The sequence below is a fragment of the Scandinavium sp. UTDF21-P1B genome, assembly GCF_040750395.1.
In the GTDB taxonomy this organism is placed as follows: Bacteria; Pseudomonadota; Gammaproteobacteria; order Enterobacterales; family Enterobacteriaceae; genus Scandinavium.
The window spans coordinates 151671-177645 of record NZ_JBFLVD010000025.1 but is presented as its reverse complement, the minus strand read 5'-3'; the positions used below and the strand labels follow the sequence as shown (position 1 = coordinate 177645).

Below are 25975 nucleotides of genomic sequence, written 5' to 3'. Positions count from 1 at the left end.
ATTTCAGCAAACGATCCTGTGCGGTGAAAATTAACGTTGACTCAGTGCGTCAGGTAAGTAGAATGCATCGCATCGAACGGCAGCGCAGCTTGCCAGACGGTAACAAAATCAAGTGATTAAGGTCATCTGATTCTGCGGGAATAGCTCAGTTGGTAGAGCACGACCTTGCCAAGGTCGGGGTCGCGAGTTCGAGTCTCGTTTCCCGCTCCAGTTTAAAAACATCGGCAGTTGCGGGTGTTAGCAATATCGGCGCGTTAGCAAAGCGGTTATGTAGCGGATTGCAAATCCGTCTAGTCCGGTTCGACTCCGGAACGCGCCTCCACTTTATTTCCCGAGGCCGGATGGTGGAATCGGTAGACACAAGGGATTTAAAATCCCTCGGCGTTCGCGCTGTGTGGGTTCAAGTCCCACTCCGGCTACCATGGGAAAAAAAGAATAAAATCAATGATAAGCAGTGTCGTGAAACCACCTTCGGGTGGTTTTTTTGTCTTTGCAATTCTGATGTTCTATCTTCAACACACTTCCCAAACGAGTAATCAGTGATGAAAACCGGACCGTTAAACGAAAGCGAACTGGAGTGGCTGGATGATGTTCTGGCCCGCTATGGCAATGAGAAATCCGTAATGGATGTCTCCGAGCTGGACGGCATGCTGACGGCAATTCTCTCTTCGCCAGTCGATATCGAACCTGCCGACTGGATGCTGGCGGTGTGGGGTGGAGCGGACTTCGTACCACGCTGGGCCAACGACCGCGAACGCGATCGTTTCGTGAATCTGACCCTGCAGCATATGGATGATATCGGCGAACGCCTTGGCGATTATCCGGATCAGTACGAACCGCTGTTCGGCACCCGTGAAGAAGAAGGGCAGGAAATCACCATCGTGGAAGAGTGGTGCTTCGGCTATATGCGCGGGGTCGATCTGAGCGACTGGTCGGCGTTGCCGGAAAACCTGCAACCTCAGCTGGACGCCATTGCGTTGCACGGGCGCGAAGAGAATTTCACACGACTGGATGCGTTAACGGCCGAAGAGTACATTGCCAGCGTCGATTTGCTGAAGCCTGCGGCGCTCAGCCTCTGCCACTACTGGCTGGAGAATCCGCAGAGCGCTCCGGTTCAGCAGCCGGTTAAAAATGAGAGCAAGACAGGGCGCAACGATCCTTGTCCGTGCGGCAGCGGGAAGAAATATAAAAACTGCTGTCTGAAATAAGCGACAAAAAGGCCCGAAAGGGCCTTCTGTCTAATAGCTCCGCAGCGTATTTCTGCCGGGTGGCGGCTGATGCCTTACCCGGCGGCCTACGAGAATCACGTAGGCCCGCGCCAGCGAAGCGCCGCTGGGCAATTTCAAAAACGCAATTTCATTTCTGGCGTTAGCCAACTGCCGGAAGCATTCCCGCGGCAATCGCGATTTGCACCAGAATCACCGTGACACCGCAGCCAAAGACCAGCCATAGCGCTGGTTTACCCCCGGTGACGCGATAAGCCGCCTGAGGGTGTTCCTGCCGGCTTTTCATTGCCAGCAAAGAGGGGATGATTAATGCCAGTACGGCCAGCGCCACGCCGGCATAGCCCAGCGCCATCACGAAACCGCGCGGATAGAACAGCGCAAAGGCCAGCGGCGGCAGGAAAGTGATGGCCCCGGTTTGCAGACGACCGCCTGCGGTATTGCTGCGCTGAAACAAATCGGCCAAGTAGTCAAACAGCCCCAGCGCAACGCCAAGGAACGACGTCGCCAGCGCCAGGTCGGCAAACAGATGTACGGCCAGCTCAACGTGCGGGGAGGCGACAACTTCGCGAATGGCCTGTAACAGACCGTTCAGCCCGGCGTGATTGGCCAACAGGGAGCTGAATGCCGAAGAATCAATGCTGCCAAGCGTTGCCAGCTGCCAGAAAATGTAGGCCACCAGCGGGATAAAGCTGCCGATGACGAAAATCTTCCGCAGCTTACGCACGTCGCCGTTCATGTAGCTGACGATGCTTGGCACGCTGCCGTGGAAGCCAAACGATGTGAAAATCACCGGAATTGCAGAAAGCGCCAGCCCCTGCTCAAGCGGCAGGGTCAGCAAGTTTATCTGGTGGATATGTGGCAACAGCAGAGCAAGCATCAGGATCAGAAAGATGATTTTTGCACTAAACAGAAAACGGTTGAACAGATCGACGAGCGTGGTGCCCACACAGATCACGCCACCGCCCACGGCGGTAAACAGCAGCACGCCTGCCGCAGGAGGAAGCTGGACGTTCAGCCACTGGCCGAGGCTCGAAGCCAGAAGCTCTCCGGCTCCGCTGATGTAGGCTGCCGTCAGGGCATACATCAGGAACAGCATACTGAAACCCGTCACCCACTGGCCGTAGCGACCCAGGTAACGCAGCGCCAGCGAGCCCAGCCCGGTATCGGCAGGCACGTGCTGATAAACTTCCAGCAGCAGCAAAGCGGTGTAGCACATCAGCGCCCACAGGCTTAAAAGCAGTACCAGCGTAACGCCGAAGCCAACGCCTGCTGAAGCCAGCGGCATCGCCAGCATTCCTGCGCCAATGGTCGTCCCGGCGACGATTAAAATACTCCCTACGGTGCGGTTCTTCACGCTTTCCTCTGCTATTACGGATAGAAACAACTCAATATGCCGCGCAGGGTAGGGGAAAAGCGGGGTCTCGTCAAATCTGAATTACAGTGGGTGTAATGAAGGGTTTACGCTTTTGCGAGGTGGGGCAAATAACGACGGCAGCTGGGATCGCTGCCGCCTGAACATCAGTTTTGCGCGTCGAGGGTTGCCAGCTCTTTATCGACAAAATAGAGGCCTTCGCCACTTTTTCCGACCAGCGACAGTTTATCGATAACGGATTTAAACAGCTTCTCTTCTTCGTGCTGTTCCGCTACATACCATTGCAGGAAATTAAAGGTTGGATAATCCTGGCTGATCATGGCGGCGTGAGCCAGTTCGTTAATTTGACGGGTGATTAACTGTTCGTGTTCATAGGTCACGCGGAACAGTTCATCGAGGCTGTTATATTCTGCGAAAGGAGAATCAATCGTATTAATACGCGGCAGGCTGCCGGTATCGGTCAGATAATCAAACAGGCGCTGCATGTGCGTCATCTCTTCCTGAGCGTGGCGGCGCAGAAACGCTGCTGCACCCTCAAAGCTGTGGTAGCTGCACCACGCGCTCATCTGCTGATACAGCAGAGAGGAATAGAGTTCGAGGTTCATTTGCTCATTCAGTTTGTCGATCATTTCTGTTTTCAGCATGGCGTGCTCCGCATTATTTGGCTCAGGGGAATGTAGCGGGAAGTCTAATTTGTAATTAAGTTATTTGCAAAAGGTAAAATAAAAAATAAATACTGTTAAATGCTAATGGGAATAAAACGCATTGCGGCTATTGGATAATAAAATGAGAATAATTATTTTTTACTGCCGGTAGAAATAAACCGGCAGCCAAAATTACCAGTAATTACCTACCGGGGCAGGCGTCACTGCAATACCGCGGCACTGATACTGAACGGTTACGCTTTCATTCATGCATAGCGACCCGCTGGTCACGGTACAGGTGGTGACGGGTTGCCCGTAGGCCACCGCAGTGGCATAACCCATTTGCTGGCACTGCTTAGTGGCTGAGCCGCTGGCAACATAATTATCCGTAGTGGCATTCTGCAACATCGCCTGGCCGTAGGTCAGACGCACGATACCGCTGGTGCTGTCGACGTCGGTGACGTTGGCCTGACGGTGAACCGTACAGGCGGAAAGGGCGATCGCTGCGACGAAGGGGATCAGTTTTTTCATGGCTCACTCTGCATAAATGTCCGATCCTCTCATCTTAGCGCCCACTTATCATGCCAATGCCCTGAATAGCTGGCACATCCAGCGTCAGTTTCTGCAACGAATGCGCTCAGTCGGCCTGGCTGTCGTAAATAGCCTGGAATTTGGGGTGCAGCTGGCGGAAGCGGTTAATAAGCTCCGGATCAAAATGGCGACCCGCCCCGGCAAAAATGAGCGAACAGGCGTGTTCATGGGTGTAGCCTGGTTTGTAGATGCGTTTTTGCCGCAGGGCGTCATAGACGTCTGCCAGTGCCAGAATGCGCGCTTCAATGGGAATTTGCTCGCCGCTTAAGCCTTCCGGATAGCCGTTGCCATCCCATTTTTCATGGTGATAGTGGATGATATTTTCAGCCACTGGCCCAAGGCCGAGCCCCTGAATAATGCGCCAGCCCTTAAGCGTGTGTAGCTTCATTTCGTTAAACTCTTCTTCCGTGAGCGGCCCCTGTTTGCGCAAAATGCGTTCCGGTACGGCAATTTTTCCCACGTCGTGCAGCGAAGCAAAGCGCTCAATTTCATGCACGGTTTTACGCGGCAGGCCGATCTCCCGGGCAAGTAGCCCACAATAGGCTGCCACGCGCTGAATATGGCTGCCCGTTTCGTCATCGTGGGCGCGGTTCACTTTTTCCATCGCTTCCACGATGCTTCGGTTGACGGCCTGACTTTGCTTCATGTGCCGCCACATCAGCCACAGCAGGCAGAGGCTAAACAGCACGGTGATGAACAGCGCCACGCTAATAATTTTAAGGGTGTTTTTGCTGAAGTCCGGAAGAAGAGGCGCCTCCTGCGAGCGCTCCATCTGCGTACGGTAGCTGGAGATTCGGTGGATCTGCGTCAACAGTGAGTGCAACGGGTGTTCGCTGTCCACCCAGGAGACGATCCGATAATCCGAGCGCGTTAGCCCGGCAACTTTCAGCACGCCGCGAAACAGGTCGTTGCCGCGCAGCGAACTTTCCAGCGAGCTGAGATCGCCGAGGATAAAATCAATCTTGTGCTGGTCGATAGCATTGACCAGATCTTCAATCGAGGCCGCAGGCAGTACCGTAATATCGTTGCCAAAGCGCTGGTGGAGATAGAGCGCTGCAAACGAACCGCGGATCACGCCCACTCGCTTGAAGCGAACCTGTTCTTCATCCCATAAAAAGGGCTGCTCGACGCGATTGTAGTAGGCGTTATGCCAGGAGAGTGCCGGGCCAATGATACCTTCCATCTGCGATTGATCGTGGCTTTCGACAACGTTGACCATCCGCACCGGCCAGGCTTCCTGGCGCAGGTGAGAGACATAGTTATCGGTAAACTTTACGTCGATATTAAGGTGCAGCAGATCGCGCATGTCGCTAATCATGTCCATCACCGTGCCGTGGTAGCCGCGCTCGTCCTGCCACAGCAGCGGAGCGAAGTTTTCGTTCCTGGGCAGCCAGACGGTGAGGCGATTGTCGTGGATCCATTTAGCTTCATCTGGCGTTATCTGAATGCGGCTGACCAGATAATTACGTTTACTGCGGTTTTCCAGCTCCCACAGCTTCCCGCTCTGCTGCCACTCGGCGATCGCCTTATTGATGTTGTCGCGCATACCGCGAAGCTCAGGGCTGAATCCCATCACGCAGGGAAGGCGTAAATCAGCGAAAGGACGCGACAGCGTGTAGTAATGCAGCGTGTCGTCCATTTCAGAGTCGTCGTTGATGTAGAAATCGGCCTTGCGATCGTGCAGCAGCGTAAACGCTTCGGTGCTGCTGTCGACCAGAATGATCTTGCTGAAGCGCAGGGAAGGGTAGCGCGTCAGCACCTGATTCTGTGTGGCATCGTCGCGACGAAAAATCACCCTGGTATCGTTGAGATCGTCCGGCACGGAGGCGGTGCGACTAAGGCTTGCCGCCAGAACCTCGTTATCGAACAGCCGGGCAGAAAGCACTTTGCTGCGTGAGCGCGCCTCGGTTCTTAACACGCCTGCGTAAACACCAAAACTGTTAGCGTTGAAGCGCTTGCCAATCTCTTCGCCGCTGATGGGTTTCAGTTCCAGCTGATAGCCGTAGCGTTTATTAATTTCCTGAATAAGCTCCGGGTAATAGCCCTGATAGTGTCCACTGCTGTCACGCCAGAATTCGAAGTTTTCGGCATCAAAAAGCCAGACCGGAACGGGCGTTGAATCTTTAACGCTTGTTAAGGGGTCGGCCCGCAGTGAATAAGCATGCATAGTGAGCGTGAGCCAGAGCAAAGTGAGCGACATTGTTAGCAAGGAGCGCACAAGAAGGTTCCTGATTTTTATAGTGTCGTTGGTGTTCAGTCTAACTAACTGCCGGGATCCCTGACAGGATTTTATTGATTATGTGAATCATCATTCATTACGACTATTGGCGAGAAATCTGTGAAGCCAGTTGCAAATAATGAAACATAATTTCATTAAATTTGAATGTGTGTTTGAGTCTCGCTAAGGTGAGCCTGTTGTGTCTGTTCCCTGCGGAGCGCTCCGCACATTTCAGGAGAGTAAAGAATGAAGATTGCACTGATGATGGAAAACAGTCAGGCCGCGAAAAACGCCGTTATCCATCGTGAGCTGAAGGCCGTGGCTGATGAAAAAGGCTTTCCTGTCTATAACGTCGGCATGAGCGACGAGCAGGATCATCACCTGACCTATATTCATCTTGGGATTATGGCGAGTATTCTGCTGAACGCCAAAGCCGTGGATTTTGTCGTGACCGGCTGCGGCACTGGCCAGGGCGCACTGATGTCGCTGAATATCCATCCGGGCGTGGTGTGTGGCTACTGCATTGACCCGGCCGATGCGTTCCTGTTTGCCCAAATCAACAACGGAAATGCGCTTTCGCTGCCGTTTGCCAAAGGTTTTGGTTGGGGGGCCGAGCTGAACGTCCGCTTCATCTTTGAAAAAGCGTTCACCGGCCGCAATGGCGAAGGCTATCCGCCAGAGCGAAAAGAGCCGCAGGTGCGCAACGCGGGCATCCTGAATCAGGTGAAAGCGGCGGTGGTGAAAGAGAACTATCTCGACACCCTGCGGGCCATCGATCCGGAACTGGTGAAAACGGCCGTCTCGGGGGTGCGCTTCCAGCAGTGCTTCTTTGAAAACTGCCAGGATAAGGCTATCGAGGCCTTTGTACGTGAGGTTCTGGCTTAAATACAGGGCTCCGGCGGCATTGCGCCGCCGGAGCATTTACGATTTACGTTTCGACACCGAACTGCCCGCATCCCGCGTCAGCTGGAGTGTGTCAATCATTCCCATCAGGCAAATCAGGGCGATAAACACAAACGCCAGCCGGAAGCTGATACCGGGTACGGCGGTCAGCTGTAGCCAGTCGCCAACCTTTTCCCCGAGCCGAATGCCGATCGCGCCAAGCGTGATCCCAAGCCCGACGGCAAGCTGGGTTGCGGTGCTGAACAGCGTATTGGCGTAGCTCATCTGCGCAGAGGGCACATCGGCAAACGCCAGCGTACTGACGCCGGTAAACTGCACCGAACGGAATACCCCACCGAGATACAGAATCAGCAGCGTTACCCATAGCGGCGTATTCGGCGTGAGGAAGGCGCAGGCCAGCAGCGCCAGCACGTTGAGCGTGCCGTTAATCAGCAGCAGTTTGCGAAAACCGAGCCAGCGTATGAGCGGCGTAGTGGCAGGCTTAATCGTCAGGTTGCCGACGAACACCGCCAGCACCAGTAGCCCGGCGTGAAACGGATCCATCCCGAAGCCGACCTGAAACAGCAGCGGTAGCAAAAAAGGCACGGCGCTGATGGAGGCACGAAACAGCGAGCCGCCGTACATCGTTACCCGGAACGTCGGGACCTGTAATGCATCAAGGCGAATCATCGGCCATTCCACGCGGCGGAAATGGCGCAGAGCAAACCAGAAGGTAAGCCCGCCGAGGGCGAGCAGCACAAACGGCAGGCCGCCGCGGGCATGCTCTGCGCCGAAAGCTTCCATCGCATAGACCAGGCTTACCATCGCGATAGCGGTAGCCACAAAGCCGGGCAGATCAAACGGGCGACGCTGTTCTTCGCGTATGTCCGGAATGATGCGCAGCGCCAGCAGCATGGCGATAAGCCCGAGTGGCACATTAATAAAGAAGATCCAGCGCCAGCTGGCGACGCTGGTAATGAATCCGCCGAGCGGCGGACCAATAATGGGCGCCACCAGCGCGGGCCAGGTAAGCGTGGCGATGGCGGTAATCAGCTGATGTTTTGGCGTGGTTCTGAGCACGGCGAGACGCCCGACGGGCACCATCAGCGCGCCGCCAACGCCCTGGAGTATGCGCATCGCAACGAAGCCGTTGACGCTGGTCGCCAGTCCGCAGAATACGGAGGCGAGGGTAAAAATGAACAGCGCAAGGGTAAAGACTTTGCGGGCGCCGAAGCGGTCAGCAATCCAGCCGCTTGCCGGGATCAGAACCGCTAGCGTAATCAGATAGGCGCTGATCCCCACGTTCAGCGCCACGGCCTCCACGCCAAAACTTTTTGCCATATCCGGCAGCGCAGTGGCGATCACCGTGCCGTCGAGAAACTCCATAAAGAAGGCTCCGGCCACCAGCAGCGCAGCGGGAGAGAGGCCACGGCTCTCCTTAACGGAGATATTTTCACTCATCATAAAACGCCATTTCAGGATTTTTACTCACTTTACGCGCATTGCGGAACGTACCGCAACGGCGGATTTGCGGGATTTTATTATTCGGCATCGGCAAACCGGGTTACTATGGCGCTCTGAAAAACAGGAGTAAATTATGTCTCACAACCTGACTGCAAATGATGAGCTGGTGTCCGACGTTGTCGCCTGCCAGCTGGTGATCAAACAAATCCTCGATGTTATTGACGTTATCGCCCCGGTTGAAGTTCGCGACAAAATGGCCAATCAGCTGCGTGCAATTGATTTCAGTGCCGCCGGGGCCGATCCGGTCACCCAGCGTGCAATTCAAAAGGCCATTGCCCTGATTGAGCTGAAGTTCACCCCGCAGGAAAGCAGTACTCACTAGTCTTCGTAAGAAATGTCCGGTGGCACTCGTTTGCACGGGCCTACAGAAAGCCGTAGGTCGGGTAAGGCGAAGCCGCCACCCGACACCGTCAGGCCACCGGGCAACGCCCTAATACAACGCTTCCACCAGCAGATAGCTCGCCACGCAGGCGCAGCTCACCGCAATCAGGCCCGGCAGGATAAAGCTGTGGTTGATGATAAATTTTCCGATGCGGGTCGTGCCGGAGCGGTCAAACCCGATGCAGGCCAGATCGCTTGGGTACGTCGGCAGAACAAAATAGCCATACGCTGCCGGGAAGAAAGCAATCAGCATTTTCGGCTCAACGCCGAGCATCAGCCCCATTGGCGCGACGGCGGTCAGCGCGGCGGCCTGGCTGTTCACCAGTTTCGATACCAAAAAGAGCACGATCGCGTAGGTCCACGGGTGATTCTGAACTACGCCTTCCAGCGCCGATTTCAGCTCCGGCAGATGCGACTGGAAGAAGGTGTCGCTCATCCACGCCACGCCAAACACGGAGAAAATCGCTACCATCCCGGCTTTGAACACCGCGCCGTTGGAAATGGCTGCCGCATTGACTTTACATACCACCAGCATCACCGCCCCGGCGATCAGCATCATCATCTGAATCACAAGATTCATGGAGAGCGGGGCGAGCTTGCCTTTCACTTCAAAGGCCGGACGCAGGTCCGGCAGGGCGCCAAGCAATACCACCACCAGAATACCGGCGAAAAAGATCCAGGTTGACCAGTAAGCCTCGCGGTTAAAGCGCTGGTCGAGCAGCGTTTCAGTACTGCCAAAGATAAACTCACGCTGCTTCGGATCCTGAATTTTGGCCTGAAAAGCAGGGTCGTCGGCCAGGTCCTTCCCGCGGCGCAGGCTCCAGAGTGCGGCGATCGCTACGCCAAACAGCGATGCGGGCACGGACACCGCCAGAATGTCGAGAATGCTCCATGCATGGCCAATGCCGTGCTGGGCGCCGAGAATGGAGACTAACGACACGACAGCTACGGAGACGGGTGAAGCGGTGATCGCCATTTGTGATGCTACCGAAGCGACGGCCATAGGGCGCTCCGGACGAATGCCTTTTTTCAGCGCGATGTCCGCAATAATCGGAAACATGGTGTAGACCACATGCCCGGTGCCGCAGAGAAACGTCAGCATCCAGGTGGTGAACGGGGCCAGCAGCGTGATGTGCTGCGGATGCTTACGCAGCAGCTTTTCGGCGCATTGCATCATGACGTTAAGTCCGCCAGCGGTTTGCAGCGTGGCCGCACAGCCAATCACCGCAAGGATAGTCAGCATCACATCCACCGGCGGCTTGCCGGGCTGGAGGCCAAAAACAAAACTCAGGATAAATAAGCCGATTCCGCTGATAAGCCCCAGGCCCATCCCGCCAAAGCGGGTGCCAACCAGCAGGCATAAAATAATGACCGCAAATTCAAGAGTAATCATGTCTCACCTGTCTCATCCATAAAGAAAGGCTAAATCATTACATTTTGTAATGATTTTGAGTGAGAGGGAGATCGGATTTATAAACAGCTGTAAAAACAAACTGTTGGCTACATTTGTTTAACAAATGCGAGCATGAAGCGGGCGGCTAAAGCCGCCCATTGAAGGGTTAGTGTTGCTGGTGATTGACGACGTTCAGCAGGTGCTGGTCGGTCTGATGCATACACAAGCCTGCCTTATTTGCACTGCGCACTTCTTCGAGGATTGCCTGCAGCAGCACGCCATCCTGATATTGCTCTTTCTCAAGATGAGTCAGAAAACGCAGGGTGCTGTTATCCTGCATGGCCTTGGCTTCCAGCACTAGCGCGCTCAGAGTGCTGCGGCGCTGATGATGTTCCTCCAGCGTTTTAATGAACAGATCTTCAAGTGTTGAACAGCGGTCATCCACCGGGGCCGTTTCTCTGACCATCGGGTAAGCACCCGCTTTGCGCATAAATTCAAACACGCGCATCATTTGAGTCACGCTGGACTGGGCCTGTGAACGCAGAAACGTAGCCGTTGCGGTCAGCTTGTGATCGGCACACCATTCGCTCAGGTGCAGGTATAAATTTGAGGCGCAAAACTCGAGGTTCATTTGCACATTGAGTTTTTGAACCATTCCCGGAACCGTCATAGCAATATCCTTATTTTCTGAAGTTACGAAACCTGCCGGCAATCGTAAGGTTCACACTTTTTCTGTCCACACAACCCGACGATATTCAGCGTTAATACTTTTTACGGGCCACAACGCTTTTGGTGCGCTGACCGGTTTCAGAATACGCCCTCCATAATTATAAGAAAATGCCTGGAGGTTATTATTTACGCTTCGTTACATGACGCGCTAATGAGTTCGTAATTAACGAGTAAAATATCCGTAAAAACAGCGGGTAATGGCATTATATCTAACAGCATTATATGGCTTTGTTAGTTTTATTATTACGATCGGATTATCATTCGTCATTTTAGATGAGCGTAATATGATATGTTTTGATCGTATTTCGTTAATGACGTTCTCAGGCTGTTTGCAGAGAATGCGGCAGAACAATATCCGTTTAAAATAGCTAACGGCCAGCCGCGGCCAAATTTGATATTAAAAAGAAACCCGTGAAGCAAGCTGTCGTCCTGTTGCTACGCAGGATAAGGCGGGTGAGCTTCTCTGCGCAATCTGTCTGCGGCTGCCTGGGGGGCGGAAGAGGAAGCTTTCGTTCGGGAACATGCGGAACATATTTATTACCGCTGGTAAGATAAGGATCTCACGACTGCTGATATAGATTATTCTGCTATCCCCTGGGCGAATTGTCTGACAATTCGCCCTTTATTTATGTCATTTTTCGCTGAGTTTATGTACGCGTTAACTGTAATTCTGCGGTGTGATGGTGCTCTCCTATGGATAATTAATTTCCCGCTATTAATGGTTCAGCACAAATGCGCAGACGGGCGAAGCCGCTAATGCCTTGTTTTTCTGCTGAATAAAAAATGCTGTTCTCAATTTCCCTGTGGAAAAGAACATTAGAGCCGGAGTTAACCATGCACAAATTCACTAAAGCGCTGGCGGCCATTGGCCTTGCAGCGGTTATGTCACAATCAGCTATCGCTGAAAACATGAAGCTCGGTTTTCTGGTGAAGCAGCCGGAGGAGCCCTGGTTCCAGACCGAATGGCGTTTCGCCGATAAGGCCGGGAAAGATTTAGGGTTCGAGGTGATTAAAATTGCCGTACCCGACGGTGAAAAAACGCTGAACGCCATCGACAGCCTGGCGGCCAACGGGGCGAAAGGGTTTGTGATTTGTACGCCGGACCCGAAACTGGGGCCCGCGATCGTGGCCAAAGCGCGCAGCTATGACATGAAGGTCATTACCGTCGACGATCAGTTCGTCAACGCCAAAGGCAAGCCGATGGAGACGGTGCCGCTGGTAATGATGGCGGCCAGCGAAATTGGTGCGCGTCAGGGGGATGAACTCTATAAAGAGATGCAAAAACGCGGCTGGGACGTGAAGGATACCGGCGCGATGGCTATTACCGCCGATGAGCTCGACACTGCACGTCGCCGCACCACCGGCTCAATGGACGCGCTGAAAAAAGCCGGATTCCCTGAAGCGCAAATCTATAAGGTCCCGACGAAATCCAACGATATCCCTGGCGCGTTCGACGCCGGCAACTCGCTGCTGGTGCAGCATCCTGGCGTGAAGCACTGGCTGGTCCTCGGCATGAATGACAACACCGTGCTCGGCGGCGTGCGCGCAACGGAAGGCCAGGGCTTTAAGGCGGCAGACGTGATTGGCATCGGCATTAACGGCGTGGATGCGGTGAACGAACTCTCTAAGGCGCAGGCGACCGGCTTCTACGGCTCCCTGCTGCCGAGCCCGGACGTGCACGGCTATAAAACCAGCGAAATGCTCTACAACTGGGTGCAGAAAAAGGTAGAGCCGCCAAAGTTTACCGCAGTGACCGACGTGGTGCTGATCACCCGCGACAACTTTAAAGAAGAGCTGGCGAAGAAAGGACTGTGATCTGAATTGCCCGGTGGCGCTGGCGCTTACCGGGCCTACGGATTAGCGCCATCTTTTGACTTTGTAGGTCGGGTAAGCGAAGCGTCACCCGACAAAAGAAGCCATACAGAAGTGGATTCGTGTTCTCTGGAGTGCATATGCAACAGTCGCAGCCTTATCTCTCGTTTCGCGGCATCAGCAAAACCTTCCCGGGCGTGAAGGCTCTGACCGACATCAGCTTTGACTGCTATGCCGGGCAGGTTCATGCGCTGATGGGGGAAAACGGTGCCGGAAAATCTACGCTATTGAAGATTTTGAGCGGTAACTACGCGCCCAGCGCCGGGACGCTGGCGCTGAAAGGACAAGAGGTCAGCTTCACCGACACGACCGCCGCGCTGAATGCCGGGGTGGCCATCATCTATCAGGAGCTGCATCTGGTGCCGGAGATGACGGTAGCCGAAAACATTTACCTCGGGCAGATGCCGCACAAGGGGGGGATCGTTAATCGCTCGCTGCTTAACTATGAAGCGGGACTGCAGCTTGAACATCTGGGGCTGGATATCGATCCGCAAACCCCGCTGAAGTATCTCTCCATTGGCCAGTGGCAGATGGTGGAAATTGCCAAGGCGCTGGCGCGCAACGCCAAGGTGATCGCCTTTGATGAACCCACCAGTTCGCTCTCAGCGCGGGAAATCGACAACCTGTTTCGCGTTATCCGCGAACTGCGTAACGAAGGGCGCGTCATTATTTATGTTTCGCACCGCATGGAGGAGATTTTTGCCCTCAGCGATGCCATTACGGTGTTTAAAGACGGGCGCTACGTTCGCACGTTTGACGACATGGCGCAGGTCAATAACGACCTGCTGGTGCAGGCGATGGTGGGGCGTGAAATCGGTGATATCTACGGCTGGCAGCCGCGTGAATACGGCGTCGAAAGGCTGCGGCTGGACGATGTTAAAGCACCGGGTGTACGCCAGCCCATCAGCCTGTCAGTGAAAAGCGGCGAAATTGTTGGTTTGTTCGGCCTGGTCGGTGCCGGGCGAAGCGAGCTGATGAAAGGGCTGTTCGGCGGAACGCGAATAACCGGAGGGCAGGTGAGCATTGACGGCAAGCCGGTTGATATCCGCAAACCCGCTGAGGCTATCCGGGTCGGCATGATGCTCTGCCCGGAAGACCGTAAGGCGGATGGCATTATTCCGGTGCATTCGGTGCGCGACAACATCAACATCAGCGCCCGGCGCAGGCACATTCGCGCCGGATGCCTGATCAACAACGCCTGGGAGGCGGACAACGCGGCACACCATATCCGATCGCTCAATATCAAAACGCCGGGAGTGGAGCAGCTCATCATGAATCTTTCCGGCGGCAACCAGCAGAAAGCCATTCTTGGCCGCTGGCTGTCTGAAGAGATGAAGGTCATCCTGCTCGATGAGCCGACGCGCGGCATTGACGTCGGGGCCAAACATGAAATCTACAACGTTATCTATGCGCTCGCGGCGTCCGGCGTAGCGGTGCTATTTGCCTCAAGCGATCTACCGGAGGTGCTCGGCGTGGCGGACCGGATCATCGTCATGCGTGAAGGTGAGATTGCCGGTGAGCTGCTCCATGAGAGTGCCAATGAACAGCAGGCGCTGAGCCTGGCGATGCCTAAAACCACGCAGGCCGTAGCCTGATGAGGAGTGAATGATGTCTTCAGTAACGACATCCGGCCCGCGCCGGAATGCGTTTAGCGTCGGGCGCATTTGGGATCAGTACGGCATGCTGGTGGTATTTGCCGTGCTGTTCCTCGCCTGTGCGATTTTTGTGCCGAACTTTGCAAGCTTCGTCAACATGAAGGGGCTGGGGCTCGCTATTTCGATGTCCGGCATGGTGGCGTGCGGCATGCTGTTTTGCCTGGCGTCGGGGGATTTTGACCTTTCCGTTGCTTCGGTGATTGCCTGCGCCGGGGTAACGACGGCGGTAGTGATTAATCTCTCAGAAAGCCTGTGGCTGGGCGTGTTCGCCGGGCTGCTGCTGGGAGCACTGAGCGGCCTGGTTAACGGGTTTGTCATCGCCCGCCTGAAAATTAATGCGCTGATCACCACGCTTGCCACCATGCAAATCGTGCGTGGTCTGGCGTATATCATTTCCGATGGTAAAGCGGTCGGGATTGAGGACGAGCGCTTCTTCACTTTGGGATACGCCAACTGGTTCGGACTTCCCGCGCCTATCTGGCTCACCGTCGTTTGCCTGACTGCGTTCGGTTTGCTGCTCAATAAAACCACTTTTGGCCGGAATACGCTGGCCATAGGCGGAAATGAAGAAGCTGCGCGTCTGGCGGGTGTGCCGGTGGTGCGCACCAAAATCATCATCTTTGTGCTTTCGGGACTGGTGTCGGCGGCGGCGGGGATCATCCTGGCTTCGCGCATGACCAGCGGTCAGCCGATGACCTCGATGGGTTATGAGCTGATCGTCATTTCCGCCTGCGTGCTGGGCGGTGTGTCGCTTAAGGGCGGGATCGGCAAGATCTCGTATGTGGTGGCGGGGATCCTGATCCTGGGAACGGTGGAAAATGCGATGAACCTGCTGAACATCTCGCCTTTTTCCCAATATGTGGTGCGTGGTCTGATTTTGCTGGCGGCGGTGATTTTCGACCGCTACAAGCAAAAAGCGAAGCGTACGGCCTGATTTCACCCCAACTTTTAAGTTTAATCCTAACCTTTCGCCGGGGCTAATTCCCCCGGCGTTTTCGTTTGAAAATGGCGAGGGCGGTCACACTGTCTATACTTACACAGCTAACGTTTGATTAACATCTGATTGAAAACAGCAGTACTGAGGAGGTAGACAGGGTGACTGACCCGTTAACCGTTCCGCCGGTTGTTCGCGGAAATTACGCTTTTTTCTTTGACCTGGATGGCACGCTGGCGGAGATCAAACCGCATCCCGATCAGGTTACCCTTCCCGAGCCCATCCGCTTAACGCTGCACCAGCTGGCGCAGCAGCAGCAGGGGGCGCTGGCTTTGATCTCAGGGCGCTCAATGTCTGAGCTTGACGCGCTTGCCGCACCGTATCGTTTCCCGCTGGCGGGCGTTCACGGGGCTGAACGCCGCGATATCAAAGGTCAGCTTCACCGGGTAGAGCTGCCGCCAACGCTGGCCGCCGAGCTTCGCCACTGGCTGAATGAGCAGGCGCCGCCGCTTGAGGGCTGCGAGGTAGAAAACAAAGGCATGGCATTCGCGCTGCACTACCGTCAGGCACCGCAGCACCAGCGGGCCATTGAGAGCCTGGCCCAGGAAGCCGTAAAGCGCTTTCCTGGGCTGGCGCTCCAGCCAGGTAAATGTGTGGTGGAAATTAAACCAGAGGGCATTAATAAAGGTGCCGCCGTGTCGGCCTTTATGCAGGAAGCGCCGTTCCTTGGCCGTCTGCCGGTGTTTGTCGGCGATGACCTGACCGATGAGGCCGGATTTGCGGTCGTAAACGCAGCAGGCGGTATCTCGGTCAAGGTTGGACAGGGAAAGACGCAGGCGCACTGGCGTCTGGCAAGCGTGGCGGACACCCATCACTGGCTGTTGCAGCTCGCACAACTTCATGCGCTAACTGACAGGAGAGAAGGCTATGAGTCGCCTGATCGTCGTATCTAATCGTATTGCTCCGCCGGATGATAAGAAAGCCAGCGCCGGTGGGCTGGCGGTGGGTATTCTGGGGGCACTTAAGGCCACAGGAGGATTATGGTTTGGCTGGAGTGGGGAAACCGGCAACGAAGATGAACCGCTCAGGAAAGTGACGCGAGGCGACATCACCTGGGCGTCCTTCAACCTCAACGAGCAGGACCATGACCTCTACTACAACCAGTTTTCCAACGCCGTACTATGGCCTGCCTTCCACTACCGTCTGGATTTAGTGAACTTCCAGCGCGAAGCATGGGAAGGGTATCTTCGCGTCAACGCCACGCTTGCCGATAAGCTTCTGCCGCTGATTAAAAAAGACGATGTTCTGTGGATCCACGATTATCACCTGCTGCCGTTTGCCAGCGAACTGCGCAAACGTGGGGTGAACAACCGCATTGGCTTTTTCCTGCACATTCCGTTTCCTACGCCGGAGGTGTTCAATGCGCTGCCGACGCACGCGGAACTGCTGGAGCAGATGTGTGAGTACGATCTGCTGGGTTTCCAGACCGAAAACGATCGTCTGGCATTTCTTGATGGCGTCTCCGGGCTGACGCGGCTGACCAGCCGGGGCAGTAAAACCCACAGCGCATGGGGACAGACTTTCAGCACGGAAGTCTACCCGATAGGGATCGATCCGAAAGAGATTATCCGTCAGGCGCAGGGGCCGCTACCGCCGAAGCTGGCACAGCTTAAAGCGGAGCTCAAGAGCATGAAGAACATCTTTTCGGTGGAGCGTCTGGACTATTCGAAAGGGCTGCCGGAGCGCTTTCAGGCCTATGAGGCGCTGCTGGAAAAGTATCCACAGCATCATGGGCATATTCGCTACACCCAGATTGCACCAACCTCGCGCGGCGACGTTCAGGCTTATCAGGATATTCGTCATCAGCTGGAAACGGCAGCCGGGCGGATCAACGGTAAGTACGGGCAGCTGGGCTGGACGCCGCTTTACTACCTGAATCAGCATTTCGATCGCAAGCTTTTGATGAAGGTGTTTCGCTACTCCGACGTGGGACTGGTGACGCCGCTGCGTGACGGGATGAATCTGGTGGCCAAAGAGTATGTGGCAGCACAAGATCCTGCCAACCCTGGCGTGCTGGTTTTGTCGCAGTTTGCCGGGGCGGCGAATGAATTGACCTCCGCGCTTATCGTTAATCCTTACGACAGGGATGATGTGGCGACCGCACTCGACAGAGCATTAACGATGCCGCTCACGGAAAGGATTTCCCGCCATGCCGAGATGATGGAGGTGATTAAGCAAAATGATATTAACCACTGGCAGGAGCGCTTTATTCACGATCTAAAGCAGATAAAGCCGCGAACGGCGGAGCGTGACTTGCAGAATAAAGTCGCGGCCTTTCCTAAACTTGCATAATAAATGATAGCCGCCCGGTGACGCTGTGCTTGCCGGGCCTGGTGGTCAGATATGCGCCTCATGCTGATGTCAGGCGTAGCTGCCATCCGGCACGATCGTTGATGAAGCCGTTACTCATTTTCCAGCGAGACCAGCAGAACATCTACACCGCTGTTGCCCGCGACGGTTTTGGCGCTGCACGTCGCCCGCGCAAAGAACGTTTTATTGTGGTTCCCGCAGATAACCAAATCCACCTGCTGCTTCAGGCAGAAATCCCTGATGTGTTCGCTTAATTCGCCGCAGGCGATGGTGGCGTTAGCTATCGGGTAATCGGCCCGGGCCTGCAACTCGTCGAGGAACTGTCGGGTTTCCTCCTGCATTAGTTCCCGCAGGTTCTCCAGCATTGGCGCCGCGAACTGGTTATACATTTCCGGGTCGGTGGAGGAGGTGATCAGGCTGATACGGGCGTTAACGGGGCGGGCGATGGACACCGCTTTGCTCACGAGTTTATGACTTTCCGGTGTCGGTGCAACGGCGACTAACAAATGCGTGTAGGTCATTGTGCCTCCTTAACGTGGCGAAAAACGCCCATTCATTTCTCTTACCCTGTTTAGACCGGCTCCGCAAGAGGGGGCATTGCCCGGAAATGTGAGGCTGCTCTGATATTCATTAATTATTCTTATATTAAGAATAACTGCTTCCGGCGGGGTTCATTGATTTTTTACGCACTTATCTAAAATTCGCCAGGCAAATAATAAACTCGTAACCAATTCCTTAAATTGATTAACAAAATGCTAATGATTTCTCTTTGTAATTATCAGGAATATATAAACTGATAACCTACTGTTTTTTATAGGCATGGTCAAAATTGCGAATGGCTCATTTTGTGATCTTTTCGTTGCCCATGAGAAAGGATTTTTCGTTGCTGAAAAAGAGAGCAACAGAACATGTTCTTAACCGTTATTCACTCATCTGGAATAAAAAGAATTGACATTTGACCGTTTTTTACACAAATGACAATGGGAATTGATGGGTTTGGTGTTATGAAATGGCTCATTTATGTGACGTGCGTCACATAATTTTCAAATTTAATGTAAAGCCACGTTGTATGTGTCATTACTGGCGAGTAGAGTTGCGTCGAATTAGGAAAAATCTTAGTCAATTGTAAGAATTGTTTAAAATTGCAGCGCCTAAGTCAACTATGCATTTTGGCCGTTTCTTTCTTTACCGGGTTTTTTACCCGGCGACATCACGGGGTGCGGCCTTGCCGCATAAAATAATGGTTGGTTATTCGGGATGGGAAAAATGCATACATCCGAGTTGCTAAAGCATATTTATGACATTAATTTGTCTTATTTATTACTTGCACAGCGTTTGATTAGTCAGGATAAAGCCTCTGCCATGTTCCGTCTCGGCATTAACGAAGAGATGGCTACCACGCTCGGCGCACTGACGCTTCCTCAGATGGTTAAGATTGCGGAGACTAACCAGTTGGTTTGTCAATTCCGCTTTGATAGCCATCAAACCATCACCCGACTCACTCAGGAGTCGCGGGTTGACGATCTGCAACAAATTCATACCGGTATTCTGCTCTCGACACGCTTATTAAAAGAAGCCAGCCAGGCAGACGGCTCTGCACGGAAGAAAAGGGCCTGATCATGAGCGAAAAAAGCATTGTTCAGGAAGCCCGCGACATACAACTGGCAATGGAGCTGATCACGCTTGGCGCGCGTTTACAGATGCTCGAAAGCGAAACGCAGTTAAGCCGCGGCCGCCTCATCAAGCTGTATAAAGAGCTGCGCGGGAGCCCGCCGCCAAAAGGCATGCTGCCGTTCTCAACCGACTGGTTTATGACCTGGGAGCAGAATATTCACTCTTCCATGTTCTGTAACGCCTGGCAGTATTTGCTGAAAACCGGTTTGTGCAACGGCGTCGACGCCGTAATTAAAGCCTACCGTCTCTACCTCGAACAGTGCCCGCAGCAGGAAGATGGGCCAATTTTAGCCCTGACCCGCGCCTGGACCCTGGTGCGTTTTGTGGAGAGCGGCATGCTGGAACTCAGCGGCTGCAACAGCTGTGGCGGCAATTTCATCACCCATGCTCACCAGCCCGTAGGGAGCTTTGTGTGCAGCCTTTGCCAGCCGCCATCGCGAGCAGTAAAAAGACGTAAACTTTCCGGCGAAGGTGCCGATATATCTCCACAACTGCTGGATGAACAGATAGAGCAAGCTGTTTAACCGAAGTAAGGTGTGGCAAAACACTCCAGCAGCGGACGCAGGTCCGCTGCTTTTTTTTTGCCACCGCTTCGGTGAAATGCACTGTCGTTCATCCCGGGCTTATCAACAGCGGAAGGATGATGTCGTGCTTATCTTATTAGGTTACCTGGTTGTTCTTGGTACAGTCTTCGGCGGGTATGCATTTACCGGCGGACACCTTGGGGCACTCTATCAGCCTGCAGAATTGATCATTATCGCCGGCGCAGGGATAGGGGCGTTTATCGTTGGCAACAACGGGAAAGCCATCAAGGGCACGCTGAAGGCGCTGCCGTTGCTGTTTCGTCGTTCGAAGTACACCAAAAGTATGTACATGGATCTGCTGGCGCTGCTGTACCGGCTGATGGCCAAGTCGCGCCAGCAGGGGATGTTCTCGCTGGAGCGTGACATCGAAAATCCCACCGAGAGCGAAATCTTTGCCAGCTATCCGCGCATTCTCGCCGATAAAGTGATGCTGGAGTTTATCGTCGACTACCTGCGCCTCATCATCAGCGGCAATATGAACACCTTCGAAATCGAAGCGCTGATGGACGAAGAGATCGAAACCCATGAAAGCGAAGCCGAAGTTCCGGCCAACAGCCTGGCCATCGTCGGTGATTCGCTGCCTGCTTTCGGTATCGTGGCCGCGGTGATGGGCGTGGTGCACGCGCTGGGTTCAGCGGATCGCCCGGCGGCGGAACTGGGGGCGATGATCGCCCATGCGATGGTCGGGACGTTCCTCGGTATATTGCTGGCCTACGGCTTTATTTCTCCGCTGGCGACGGTGCTGCGTCAGAAAAGTGCCGAAACCACCAAGATGATGCAGTGCGTCAAAATCACGCTGCTGTCGAACCTCAACGGTTACGCACCGCCGATCGCGGTAGAGTTTGGCCGTAAAACGCTTTACTCCAGCGAACGTCCGTCATTCATCGAGCTGGAAGAGCATGTGCGTGCAGTGCGTAATCCGTCGGCACAACAAACGACGACCGAGGACGCATGAAAAACCAGGCTCACCCGATAGTCGTCGTCAGGCGGCGCAAGCACAAAAACCACAGCGGGGCCGGACACGGCTCGTGGAAAATTGCTTACGCCGATTTTATGACCGCGATGATGGCGTTCTTTCTGGTGATGTGGCTTATCTCCATCTCCAGCCCGAAAGAGCTTATTCAGATCGCCGAATATTTCCGTACGCCGCTGGCGACTGCGGTGACCGGCGGCTCACGCATATCCGAAAGCCAAAGCCCGATCCCCGGCGGTGGGGACGACTACACCCAGCGCCAGGGCGAAGTGAAAAAAGAGCCGAATATCGATGAGCTGAAAAAGCGCATGGAGCAGAACCGGCTGAAGAAAGTTCGCGGTGAATTGGATCAACTGATCGAGTCCGATCCGAAGCTGAAAGCCCTGCGCCAGTACCTGAAAATCGATCTGGTGCAGGAAGGACTGCGCATTCAGATTATCGACAGCCAGAACCGCCCGATGTTTAAAACCGGCAGCGCGGAGGTGGAGTCCTACATGCGCGACATTCTGCGCGCCATTGCGCCGGTACTGAATGAAGTGCCGAACAAAATCAGTCTTTCAGGCCACACCGATGATTACCCGTATGCTACGGGTGACAGAGGTTACAGCAACTGGGAGCTCTCCGCCGATCGCGCTAACGCCTCGCGTCGGGAGCTGGTCGCTGGGGGCCTGGACGACGGCAAAGTGCTGCGAGTGATCGGCATGGCCAACACCATGAAGTTACAGCCGCACGGCGGAGATGACGCTATCAACCGCCGCATCAGTTTACTGGTGCTCAATTCACAGGCTGAGCAGGCAATCCTCCATGAGAACGCCGAAAGCCAGAACGAACCGTTAAGCGTATTACAGCAACCGGGGGCGCTGCCTCCGGCGGCCAGTCCCACATCGCCACAATCTCTACAGAGGTGATAGCGTGAGCATGGATATCAGCGATTTTTATCAGACATTTTTCGATGAAGCCGACGAGTTGTTGGCTGACATGGAGCAGCACCTGCTGGATCTCGTCCCGGAAGCCCCTGACGCCGAGCAGCTGAACGCTATTTTTCGCGCGGCGCACTCCATCAAAGGCGGCGCAGGCACATTCGGCTTTAGCGTCTTGCAGGAAACCACTCACCTGATGGAAAACCTGCTGGATGACGCCCGGCGCGGTGAGATGCAGCTCAATACCGACATTATCAACCTGTTTTTGGAAACGAAAGACATCATGCAGGAACAGCTCGATGCTTATAAAAGCTCGCAGGAGCCGGACGCTGCCAGCTTCGAATATATTTGTCAGGCCCTGCGCCAGCTGGCTTTAGAAGCCAAAGGCGAAGCCGTGCCTTCCGCATCAGGCGCAAAACTGAGCGTTGTGGAAAACGAAGCACCAGAAAGTGAAGTGGCGATAGCGCCTGCGCAGCCCGGCGGTCAGACTCGCATCGTGCTTTCCCGCCTGAAGAGCGGTGAGCCGGAGATGTTGCAGGAAGAGCTGAGCAACCTCGCACAAATTAGCCAGGTGGTGAAAACGGCGGATTCTCTCAGTGCGAATCTTGACGGCGCGGTGTCGCAGGATGACATCGTGGCGGTGCTGTGCTTCGTTATTGAAGCCGACCAGATTGCGTTTGAAACCGCCCCAGAGGCGGTGGCTGAAACCCCGGCGGTGACCGTAGTGGAAACGGCTGAAGCACCTGCCGTGGTTAACGCCCCGGTACTGAAAGCCGTGCCAAAAGAGGCTGCTGCTGCCCCACGTGCGGATCGCGAAAAACCGGCGCGCGTCAGCGAGTCGACCAGCATTCGCGTGGCGGTGGAGAAGGTCGATCAGCTGATTAACCTCGTTGGCGAACTGGTGATCACCCAGTCGATGCTGGCGCAGCGTTCCAATGAACTCGACCCGGTTCAGCACGGTGACCTGATCACCAGCATGGGACAGCTTGAGCGCAACGCCCGCGATCTGCAGGAATCGGTGATGTCGATTCGTATGATGCCGATGGAATACGTCTTCAGTCGCTTCCCGCGCCTGGTGCGTGACCTGGCGAGCAAGCTCAATAAACAGGTGGAACTGACCCTGATGGGCAGCTCCACCGAGCTGGATAAAAGCTTAATCGAGCGCATTATTGACCCGCTGACGCACCTCGTGCGCAACAGCCTCGACCATGGCATTGAATCCCCGGAAAACCGCATGGCGGCAGGAAAATCTGCCGTCGGCAACCTGATCCTTTCCGCAGAGCATCAGGGCGGCAATATCTGCATTGAAGTCACCGACGACGGCGCAGGCCTTAACCGTGAGCGCATCCTGGCCAAGGCGCTTTCGCAGGGGATGGCGGTGAACGAAAACATGACCGACGAAGAGGTCGGCATGCTGATTTTCGCGCCGGGCTTCTCCACCGCCGAGCAGGTGACCGACGTCTCCGGGCGTGGCGTAGGCATGGACGTAGTGAAGCGGAACATCCAGGAGATGGGCGGCCACGTTGAGATTAAATCGAAGCAGGGCGCGGGGACCACAATCCGTATTCTGCTGCCGCTGACGCTGGCGATCCTCGACGGTATGTCCGTTAAGGTGAGCGGCGAAGTGTTTATTCTGCCGCTCAACGCAGTAATGGAATCCCTCCAGCCGCGCGAAGAAGACTTACATCCGCTGGCAGGCGGCGAGCGCGTGCTGGAAGTGCGCGGTGAATATCTGCCGCTGGTGGAGCTGTGGAAAGTCTTTGATGTTCAGGGCGCCAAAACCGAAGCGACCCAGGGCATCGTGGTTATCCTGCAAAGTGCAGGCCGCCGCTACGCGCTGCTGGTGGATCAACTGATCGGCCAGCATCAGGTGGTGGTGAAAAATCTGGAAAGCAACTACCGCAAAGTACCGGGCATCTCAGCCGCCACCATCCTCGGCGACGGCAGCGTGGCGCTGATCGTCGATGTTCAGGCTTTGCAGGGTTTGAATCGTGAACAACGTGTGGCGTACAGCGCTGCCTGATGCTTAAGAAGGGAAAAAAATGACCGGTATGACGAACGTAGCAAAACTGGCGGGCGAGCCATCGGGCCAGGAATTCCTGGTCTTCACGTTGGGGGATGAAGAGTACGGGATTGATATCCTGAAGGTGCAGGAGATTCGCGGTTACGATCAGGTGACGCGTATCGCGAACACGCCATCGTTCATCAAAGGCGTGACTAACCTGCGTGGCGTGATTGTGCCGATCGTCGATCTGCGCGTGAAATTTAGTCAGCAGGACGTAGAGTATAACGACAATACGGTAGTGATCGTGCTGAACCTGAGCCAGCGCGTGGTGGGCATTGTGGTTGATGGTGTGTCCGACGTGCTGTCGCTCGCCGCCGATCAGATTCGCCCTGCGCCGGAGTTTGCCGTGACGCTCTCCACTGAATACCTCACCGGCCTCGGCGCGCTCGGTGAGCGTATGCTGATTCTGGTTAACATCGAAAAGTTGCTCAACAGCGAAGAGATGGCCCTGCTTGATAACGCGGCGATAAGTGCCGCGTAATGATTTTCCCCCGTCGCAATGGCGGGGGATTTTCGCTCCATTTCACCCCCTCTAAACTCCCGGTAAGCTCGGCTAATATCTCCCTGAAAATGCTGTGTGATTTAGATCACAATAGCCGCAATATATTCTCTGCAACTTGTCATTTCTTCCTGCCGGCTCGCTGGTAATTAGCTGATTAATAAAAACTAAACGTGTAAATAACGCGAAAGACTTAATTTGTGTAGCAAAGTTGGTTGAATAAAAACCCTGAACTAGATTTCAGTTAAGGTGGCCGCAACGGCAGCCTGATAACCGACTGACGCAAAACAGAAAAGCGCCAGGACTTCTGACCCCGGAGACGCCCCATGAAGAGAACACGTCTTCTTCTGACCGCAGCGAGTTTTCTGGCGCTGACCGGCCCGGCAGCCCAGGCCGTTACGAGCCTCGGGACCATTGCCGCCACCCTGACGCTGACCAACGGCTGCCTGATAAACGGCTCCCCAAGCCAGAGCGGCATCAACTTCGGTACGCTCGATTTTGGTACGCATCCTGCCACCTTCTCAACGCTTACCACGCAGCTGACCGGCGCCAGCGGCGGGAATACGTTTACCGTTCAGTGCACCACCAGCAGCTATACGGTGACCATTACCGGTAACACTAACAGCACCGCGCCGACTACCGTGGTCGGTACGCCAGGCACACCAGGCCGCTACCTGCTCAGCACCACCGATGCCACGCAGGGCGTGGCCTACAGCCTCTATAGCGACAGCGGTTACAGCAACGTGGTGGCTAACAACGCCGCTTTACCAATTGCTTCCACTACGGATGGGGTTGACAGCTACACCCTGTACGGACGCATTCAGGGTGGTGGTAACAGTGTGACCGTTGTGCCGGGAACTTACACCGACACGATTAACGTTAGCGTCAACTATTAAGCCCACGAATGACATTGGGTGTGACGGGCTTCCTGCGGGCAGCCAGGGGATGGCTGCGCCTTGTTCAACTGGTTGTGCTGCTGGCTCAGGGCTTTCCGGTGAGTGCGCTGACGGTCACTTCCCAGTCATTCAAGGTCAGTGCCACCATCACGCCGGGCTGTTCCATGGCGATGGGCACCGGCGGGGCGATGGGCACGCTGAACTTCGGCAGCTACAGCGGCGTGAAGTCGGGGCAGATAAGTACGCAGTTTGTGCCAGCTGCGTCTCTGTCGCTGGCCTGCACGCCCGGCGTTGCGCTCAGCATGACCATTGACGGCGGGAAAAACTACACCACCGTGCGCAATATGCAGCGCTCCGGCGGGACGGATAAAGTGCCGTACAGGCTCTACAGCAGCAGTGGGCTTGCGGCCAATACGGAAATCCTGGTCAACCAGCCCGTGTCGGTGACCTACAGCAATGGCGATAATATCGCGCTGACGCTTTATGGCGCGGCGCAACTGACCGGGTTCAGCCCGGCAGGGACTTACAGCGATCAACTGACCGTGACGTTGTCATGGTAAATCAGGGAGAAAC

General features: G+C 54.9%; 24 protein-coding genes and 3 tRNA genes. 19 read left to right on the top strand and 8 right to left on the bottom strand.

Going from position 1 to position 25975, the window contains the following annotated elements; translation table 11 throughout:
• The first annotated feature begins 134 nt into the window (after positions 1-134).
• From AB1287_RS18710 to AB1287_RS18695, 4 genes are all read left to right on the top strand, one after another.
• A tRNA-Gly gene (locus AB1287_RS18710) sits at positions 135-210 on the top strand.
• A 38-nt stretch (positions 211-248) separates the two neighbouring features.
• A tRNA-Cys gene (locus tag AB1287_RS18705) sits at positions 249-322 on the top strand.
• A gap of 13 nt (positions 323-335) precedes the next feature.
• Positions 336-422: transfer RNA gene (locus AB1287_RS18700), tRNA-Leu, on the top strand.
• Positions 423-542: 120 nt separating this feature from the next.
• Positions 543-1208, top strand: a complete 666-nt coding sequence (locus AB1287_RS18695) for a YecA family protein (protein WP_435618761.1) — start codon at positions 543-545, stop codon at positions 1206-1208.
• Between the two features lie 160 nt (positions 1209-1368).
• Here the strand turns inward: AB1287_RS18695 and tyrP are convergent, their stop codons facing one another.
• The 4 genes from tyrP to AB1287_RS18675 form a co-directional block, all read right to left on the bottom strand.
• Entirely contained in the window at positions 1369-2580 is a 1212-nt protein-coding gene (gene tyrP, locus AB1287_RS18690) for a tyrosine transporter TyrP (protein ID WP_435618730.1), read from the bottom strand.
• Positions 2581-2744: 164 nt separating this feature from the next.
• Positions 2745-3242, bottom strand: a complete 498-nt coding sequence (gene ftnA / locus AB1287_RS18685) for a non-heme ferritin (RefSeq protein WP_312627393.1) — start codon at positions 3240-3242, stop codon at positions 2745-2747.
• A gap of 192 nt (positions 3243-3434) precedes the next feature.
• Positions 3435-3773, bottom strand: coding sequence for a YecR family lipoprotein (gene yecR / locus AB1287_RS18680; RefSeq protein ID WP_312627394.1), 339 nt, complete (start codon positions 3771-3773; stop codon positions 3435-3437).
• A 106-nt stretch (positions 3774-3879) separates the two neighbouring features.
• The gene (locus AB1287_RS18675; protein WP_435618729.1) at positions 3880-6051 is read right to left on the bottom strand and encodes an HD domain-containing phosphohydrolase; all 2172 of its coding nucleotides are present in this window, start codon (positions 6049-6051) and stop codon (positions 3880-3882) included.
• A gap of 246 nt (positions 6052-6297) precedes the next feature.
• On the opposite strand from AB1287_RS18675, the gene AB1287_RS18670 reads away from it, so the two are divergent.
• Positions 6298-6936 carry an RpiB/LacA/LacB family sugar-phosphate isomerase gene (locus AB1287_RS18670; RefSeq protein WP_312627397.1) on the top strand — a complete coding sequence of 213 codons (639 nt, stop codon included), beginning with the start codon at positions 6298-6300 and terminating at the stop codon, positions 6934-6936.
• A gap of 36 nt (positions 6937-6972) precedes the next feature.
• On the opposite strand, the gene AB1287_RS18665 is transcribed toward AB1287_RS18670, so the two are convergent.
• Positions 6973-8394: an MFS transporter gene (locus AB1287_RS18665; RefSeq protein ID WP_312627486.1), complete on the bottom strand. Its 1422-nt coding sequence runs from the start codon at positions 8392-8394 to the stop codon at positions 6973-6975.
• Positions 8395-8530: 136 nt separating this feature from the next.
• Here AB1287_RS18665 and AB1287_RS18660 point away from each other — a divergent pair, with 136 nt between their 5' ends.
• Positions 8531-8779: a DUF2766 family protein gene (locus AB1287_RS18660; protein ID WP_312627398.1), complete on the top strand. Its 249-nt coding sequence runs from the start codon at positions 8531-8533 to the stop codon at positions 8777-8779.
• 108 nt (positions 8780-8887) lie between these two features.
• Here the strand turns inward: AB1287_RS18660 and AB1287_RS18655 are convergent, their stop codons facing one another.
• Together AB1287_RS18655 and AB1287_RS18650 are read right to left on the bottom strand one after the other, a co-directional pair.
• On the bottom strand, positions 8888-10231 hold the full coding sequence (locus tag AB1287_RS18655) for an anaerobic C4-dicarboxylate transporter (RefSeq protein ID WP_312627399.1): 1344 nt from the start codon (positions 10229-10231) through the stop codon (positions 8888-8890).
• A 166-nt stretch (positions 10232-10397) separates the two neighbouring features.
• Positions 10398-10901: a non-heme ferritin-like protein gene (locus AB1287_RS18650; RefSeq protein WP_435618728.1), complete on the bottom strand. Its 504-nt coding sequence runs from the start codon at positions 10899-10901 to the stop codon at positions 10398-10400.
• Between the two features lie 893 nt (positions 10902-11794).
• Here AB1287_RS18650 and AB1287_RS18645 point away from each other — a divergent pair.
• From AB1287_RS18645 to otsA, 5 genes are all read left to right on the top strand, one after another.
• A complete protein-coding gene (locus AB1287_RS18645; RefSeq protein ID WP_312627401.1) occupies positions 11795-12775 on the top strand; it encodes an arabinose ABC transporter substrate-binding protein in 981 nt (326 codons plus the stop codon).
• Between the two features lie 137 nt (positions 12776-12912).
• The gene (gene araG, locus AB1287_RS18640) at positions 12913-14427 is read left to right on the top strand and encodes an L-arabinose ABC transporter ATP-binding protein AraG (protein WP_435618727.1); all 1515 of its coding nucleotides are present in this window, start codon (positions 12913-12915) and stop codon (positions 14425-14427) included.
• Between the two features lie 13 nt (positions 14428-14440).
• On the top strand, positions 14441-15421 hold the full coding sequence (gene araH / locus AB1287_RS18635) for an L-arabinose ABC transporter permease AraH (protein WP_312627488.1): 981 nt from the start codon (positions 14441-14443) through the stop codon (positions 15419-15421).
• 161 nt (positions 15422-15582) lie between these two features.
• A complete protein-coding gene (otsB, locus tag AB1287_RS18630) occupies positions 15583-16374 on the top strand; it encodes a trehalose-phosphatase (protein ID WP_435618726.1) in 792 nt (263 codons plus the stop codon).
• Positions 16349-17773 (top strand): alpha,alpha-trehalose-phosphate synthase, encoded by a 1425-nt coding sequence (gene otsA / locus AB1287_RS18625; RefSeq protein WP_435618725.1) that lies wholly within the window; start codon positions 16349-16351, stop codon positions 17771-17773. The genes otsB and otsA overlap by 26 nt, the downstream gene beginning before the upstream one ends.
• Before the next feature lie 110 nt (positions 17774-17883).
• Here otsA and uspC read toward each other — a convergent pair whose 3' ends face one another.
• Positions 17884-18312 (bottom strand): universal stress protein UspC, encoded by a 429-nt coding sequence (gene uspC / locus AB1287_RS18620; protein ID WP_312627405.1) that lies wholly within the window; start codon positions 18310-18312, stop codon positions 17884-17886.
• Positions 18313-19057: 745 nt separating this feature from the next.
• On the opposite strand from uspC, the gene flhD reads away from it, so the two are divergent.
• The 8 genes from flhD to AB1287_RS18580 all read left to right on the top strand — a co-directional run bounded on the left by flhD (position 19058) and on the right by AB1287_RS18580 (position 25962).
• Positions 19058-19408, top strand: a complete 351-nt coding sequence (flhD, locus tag AB1287_RS18615; protein WP_312627406.1) for a flagellar transcriptional regulator FlhD — start codon at positions 19058-19060, stop codon at positions 19406-19408.
• Positions 19405-19989, top strand: a complete 585-nt coding sequence (flhC, locus tag AB1287_RS18610; protein ID WP_312627490.1) for a flagellar transcriptional regulator FlhC — start codon at positions 19405-19407, stop codon at positions 19987-19989. Before flhD ends, flhC begins: the two co-directional genes overlap by 4 nt.
• 124 nt (positions 19990-20113) lie before the next feature.
• On the top strand, positions 20114-21004 hold the full coding sequence (gene motA, locus AB1287_RS18605; protein ID WP_312627407.1) for a flagellar motor stator protein MotA: 891 nt from the start codon (positions 20114-20116) through the stop codon (positions 21002-21004).
• On the top strand, positions 21001-21930 hold the full coding sequence (gene motB, locus AB1287_RS18600; RefSeq protein ID WP_312627409.1) for a flagellar motor protein MotB: 930 nt from the start codon (positions 21001-21003) through the stop codon (positions 21928-21930). Before motA ends, motB begins: the two co-directional genes overlap by 4 nt.
• Before the next feature lie 4 nt (positions 21931-21934).
• Positions 21935-23965 (top strand): chemotaxis protein CheA, encoded by a 2031-nt coding sequence (gene cheA, locus AB1287_RS18595; RefSeq protein WP_435618724.1) that lies wholly within the window; start codon positions 21935-21937, stop codon positions 23963-23965.
• Between the two features lie 19 nt (positions 23966-23984).
• Entirely contained in the window at positions 23985-24488 is a 504-nt protein-coding gene (cheW, locus tag AB1287_RS18590) for a chemotaxis protein CheW (RefSeq protein ID WP_312627411.1), read from the top strand.
• A 344-nt stretch (positions 24489-24832) separates the two neighbouring features.
• Complete coding sequence (locus AB1287_RS18585; RefSeq protein ID WP_312627413.1) at positions 24833-25402, top strand: spore coat protein U domain-containing protein; 570 nt, start codon at positions 24833-24835, stop codon at positions 25400-25402.
• An 8-nt stretch (positions 25403-25410) separates the two neighbouring features.
• Positions 25411-25962 (top strand): Csu type fimbrial protein, encoded by a 552-nt coding sequence (locus AB1287_RS18580; RefSeq protein WP_312627415.1) that lies wholly within the window; start codon positions 25411-25413, stop codon positions 25960-25962.
• The last annotated feature ends 13 nt before the right edge of the window (positions 25963-25975 follow it).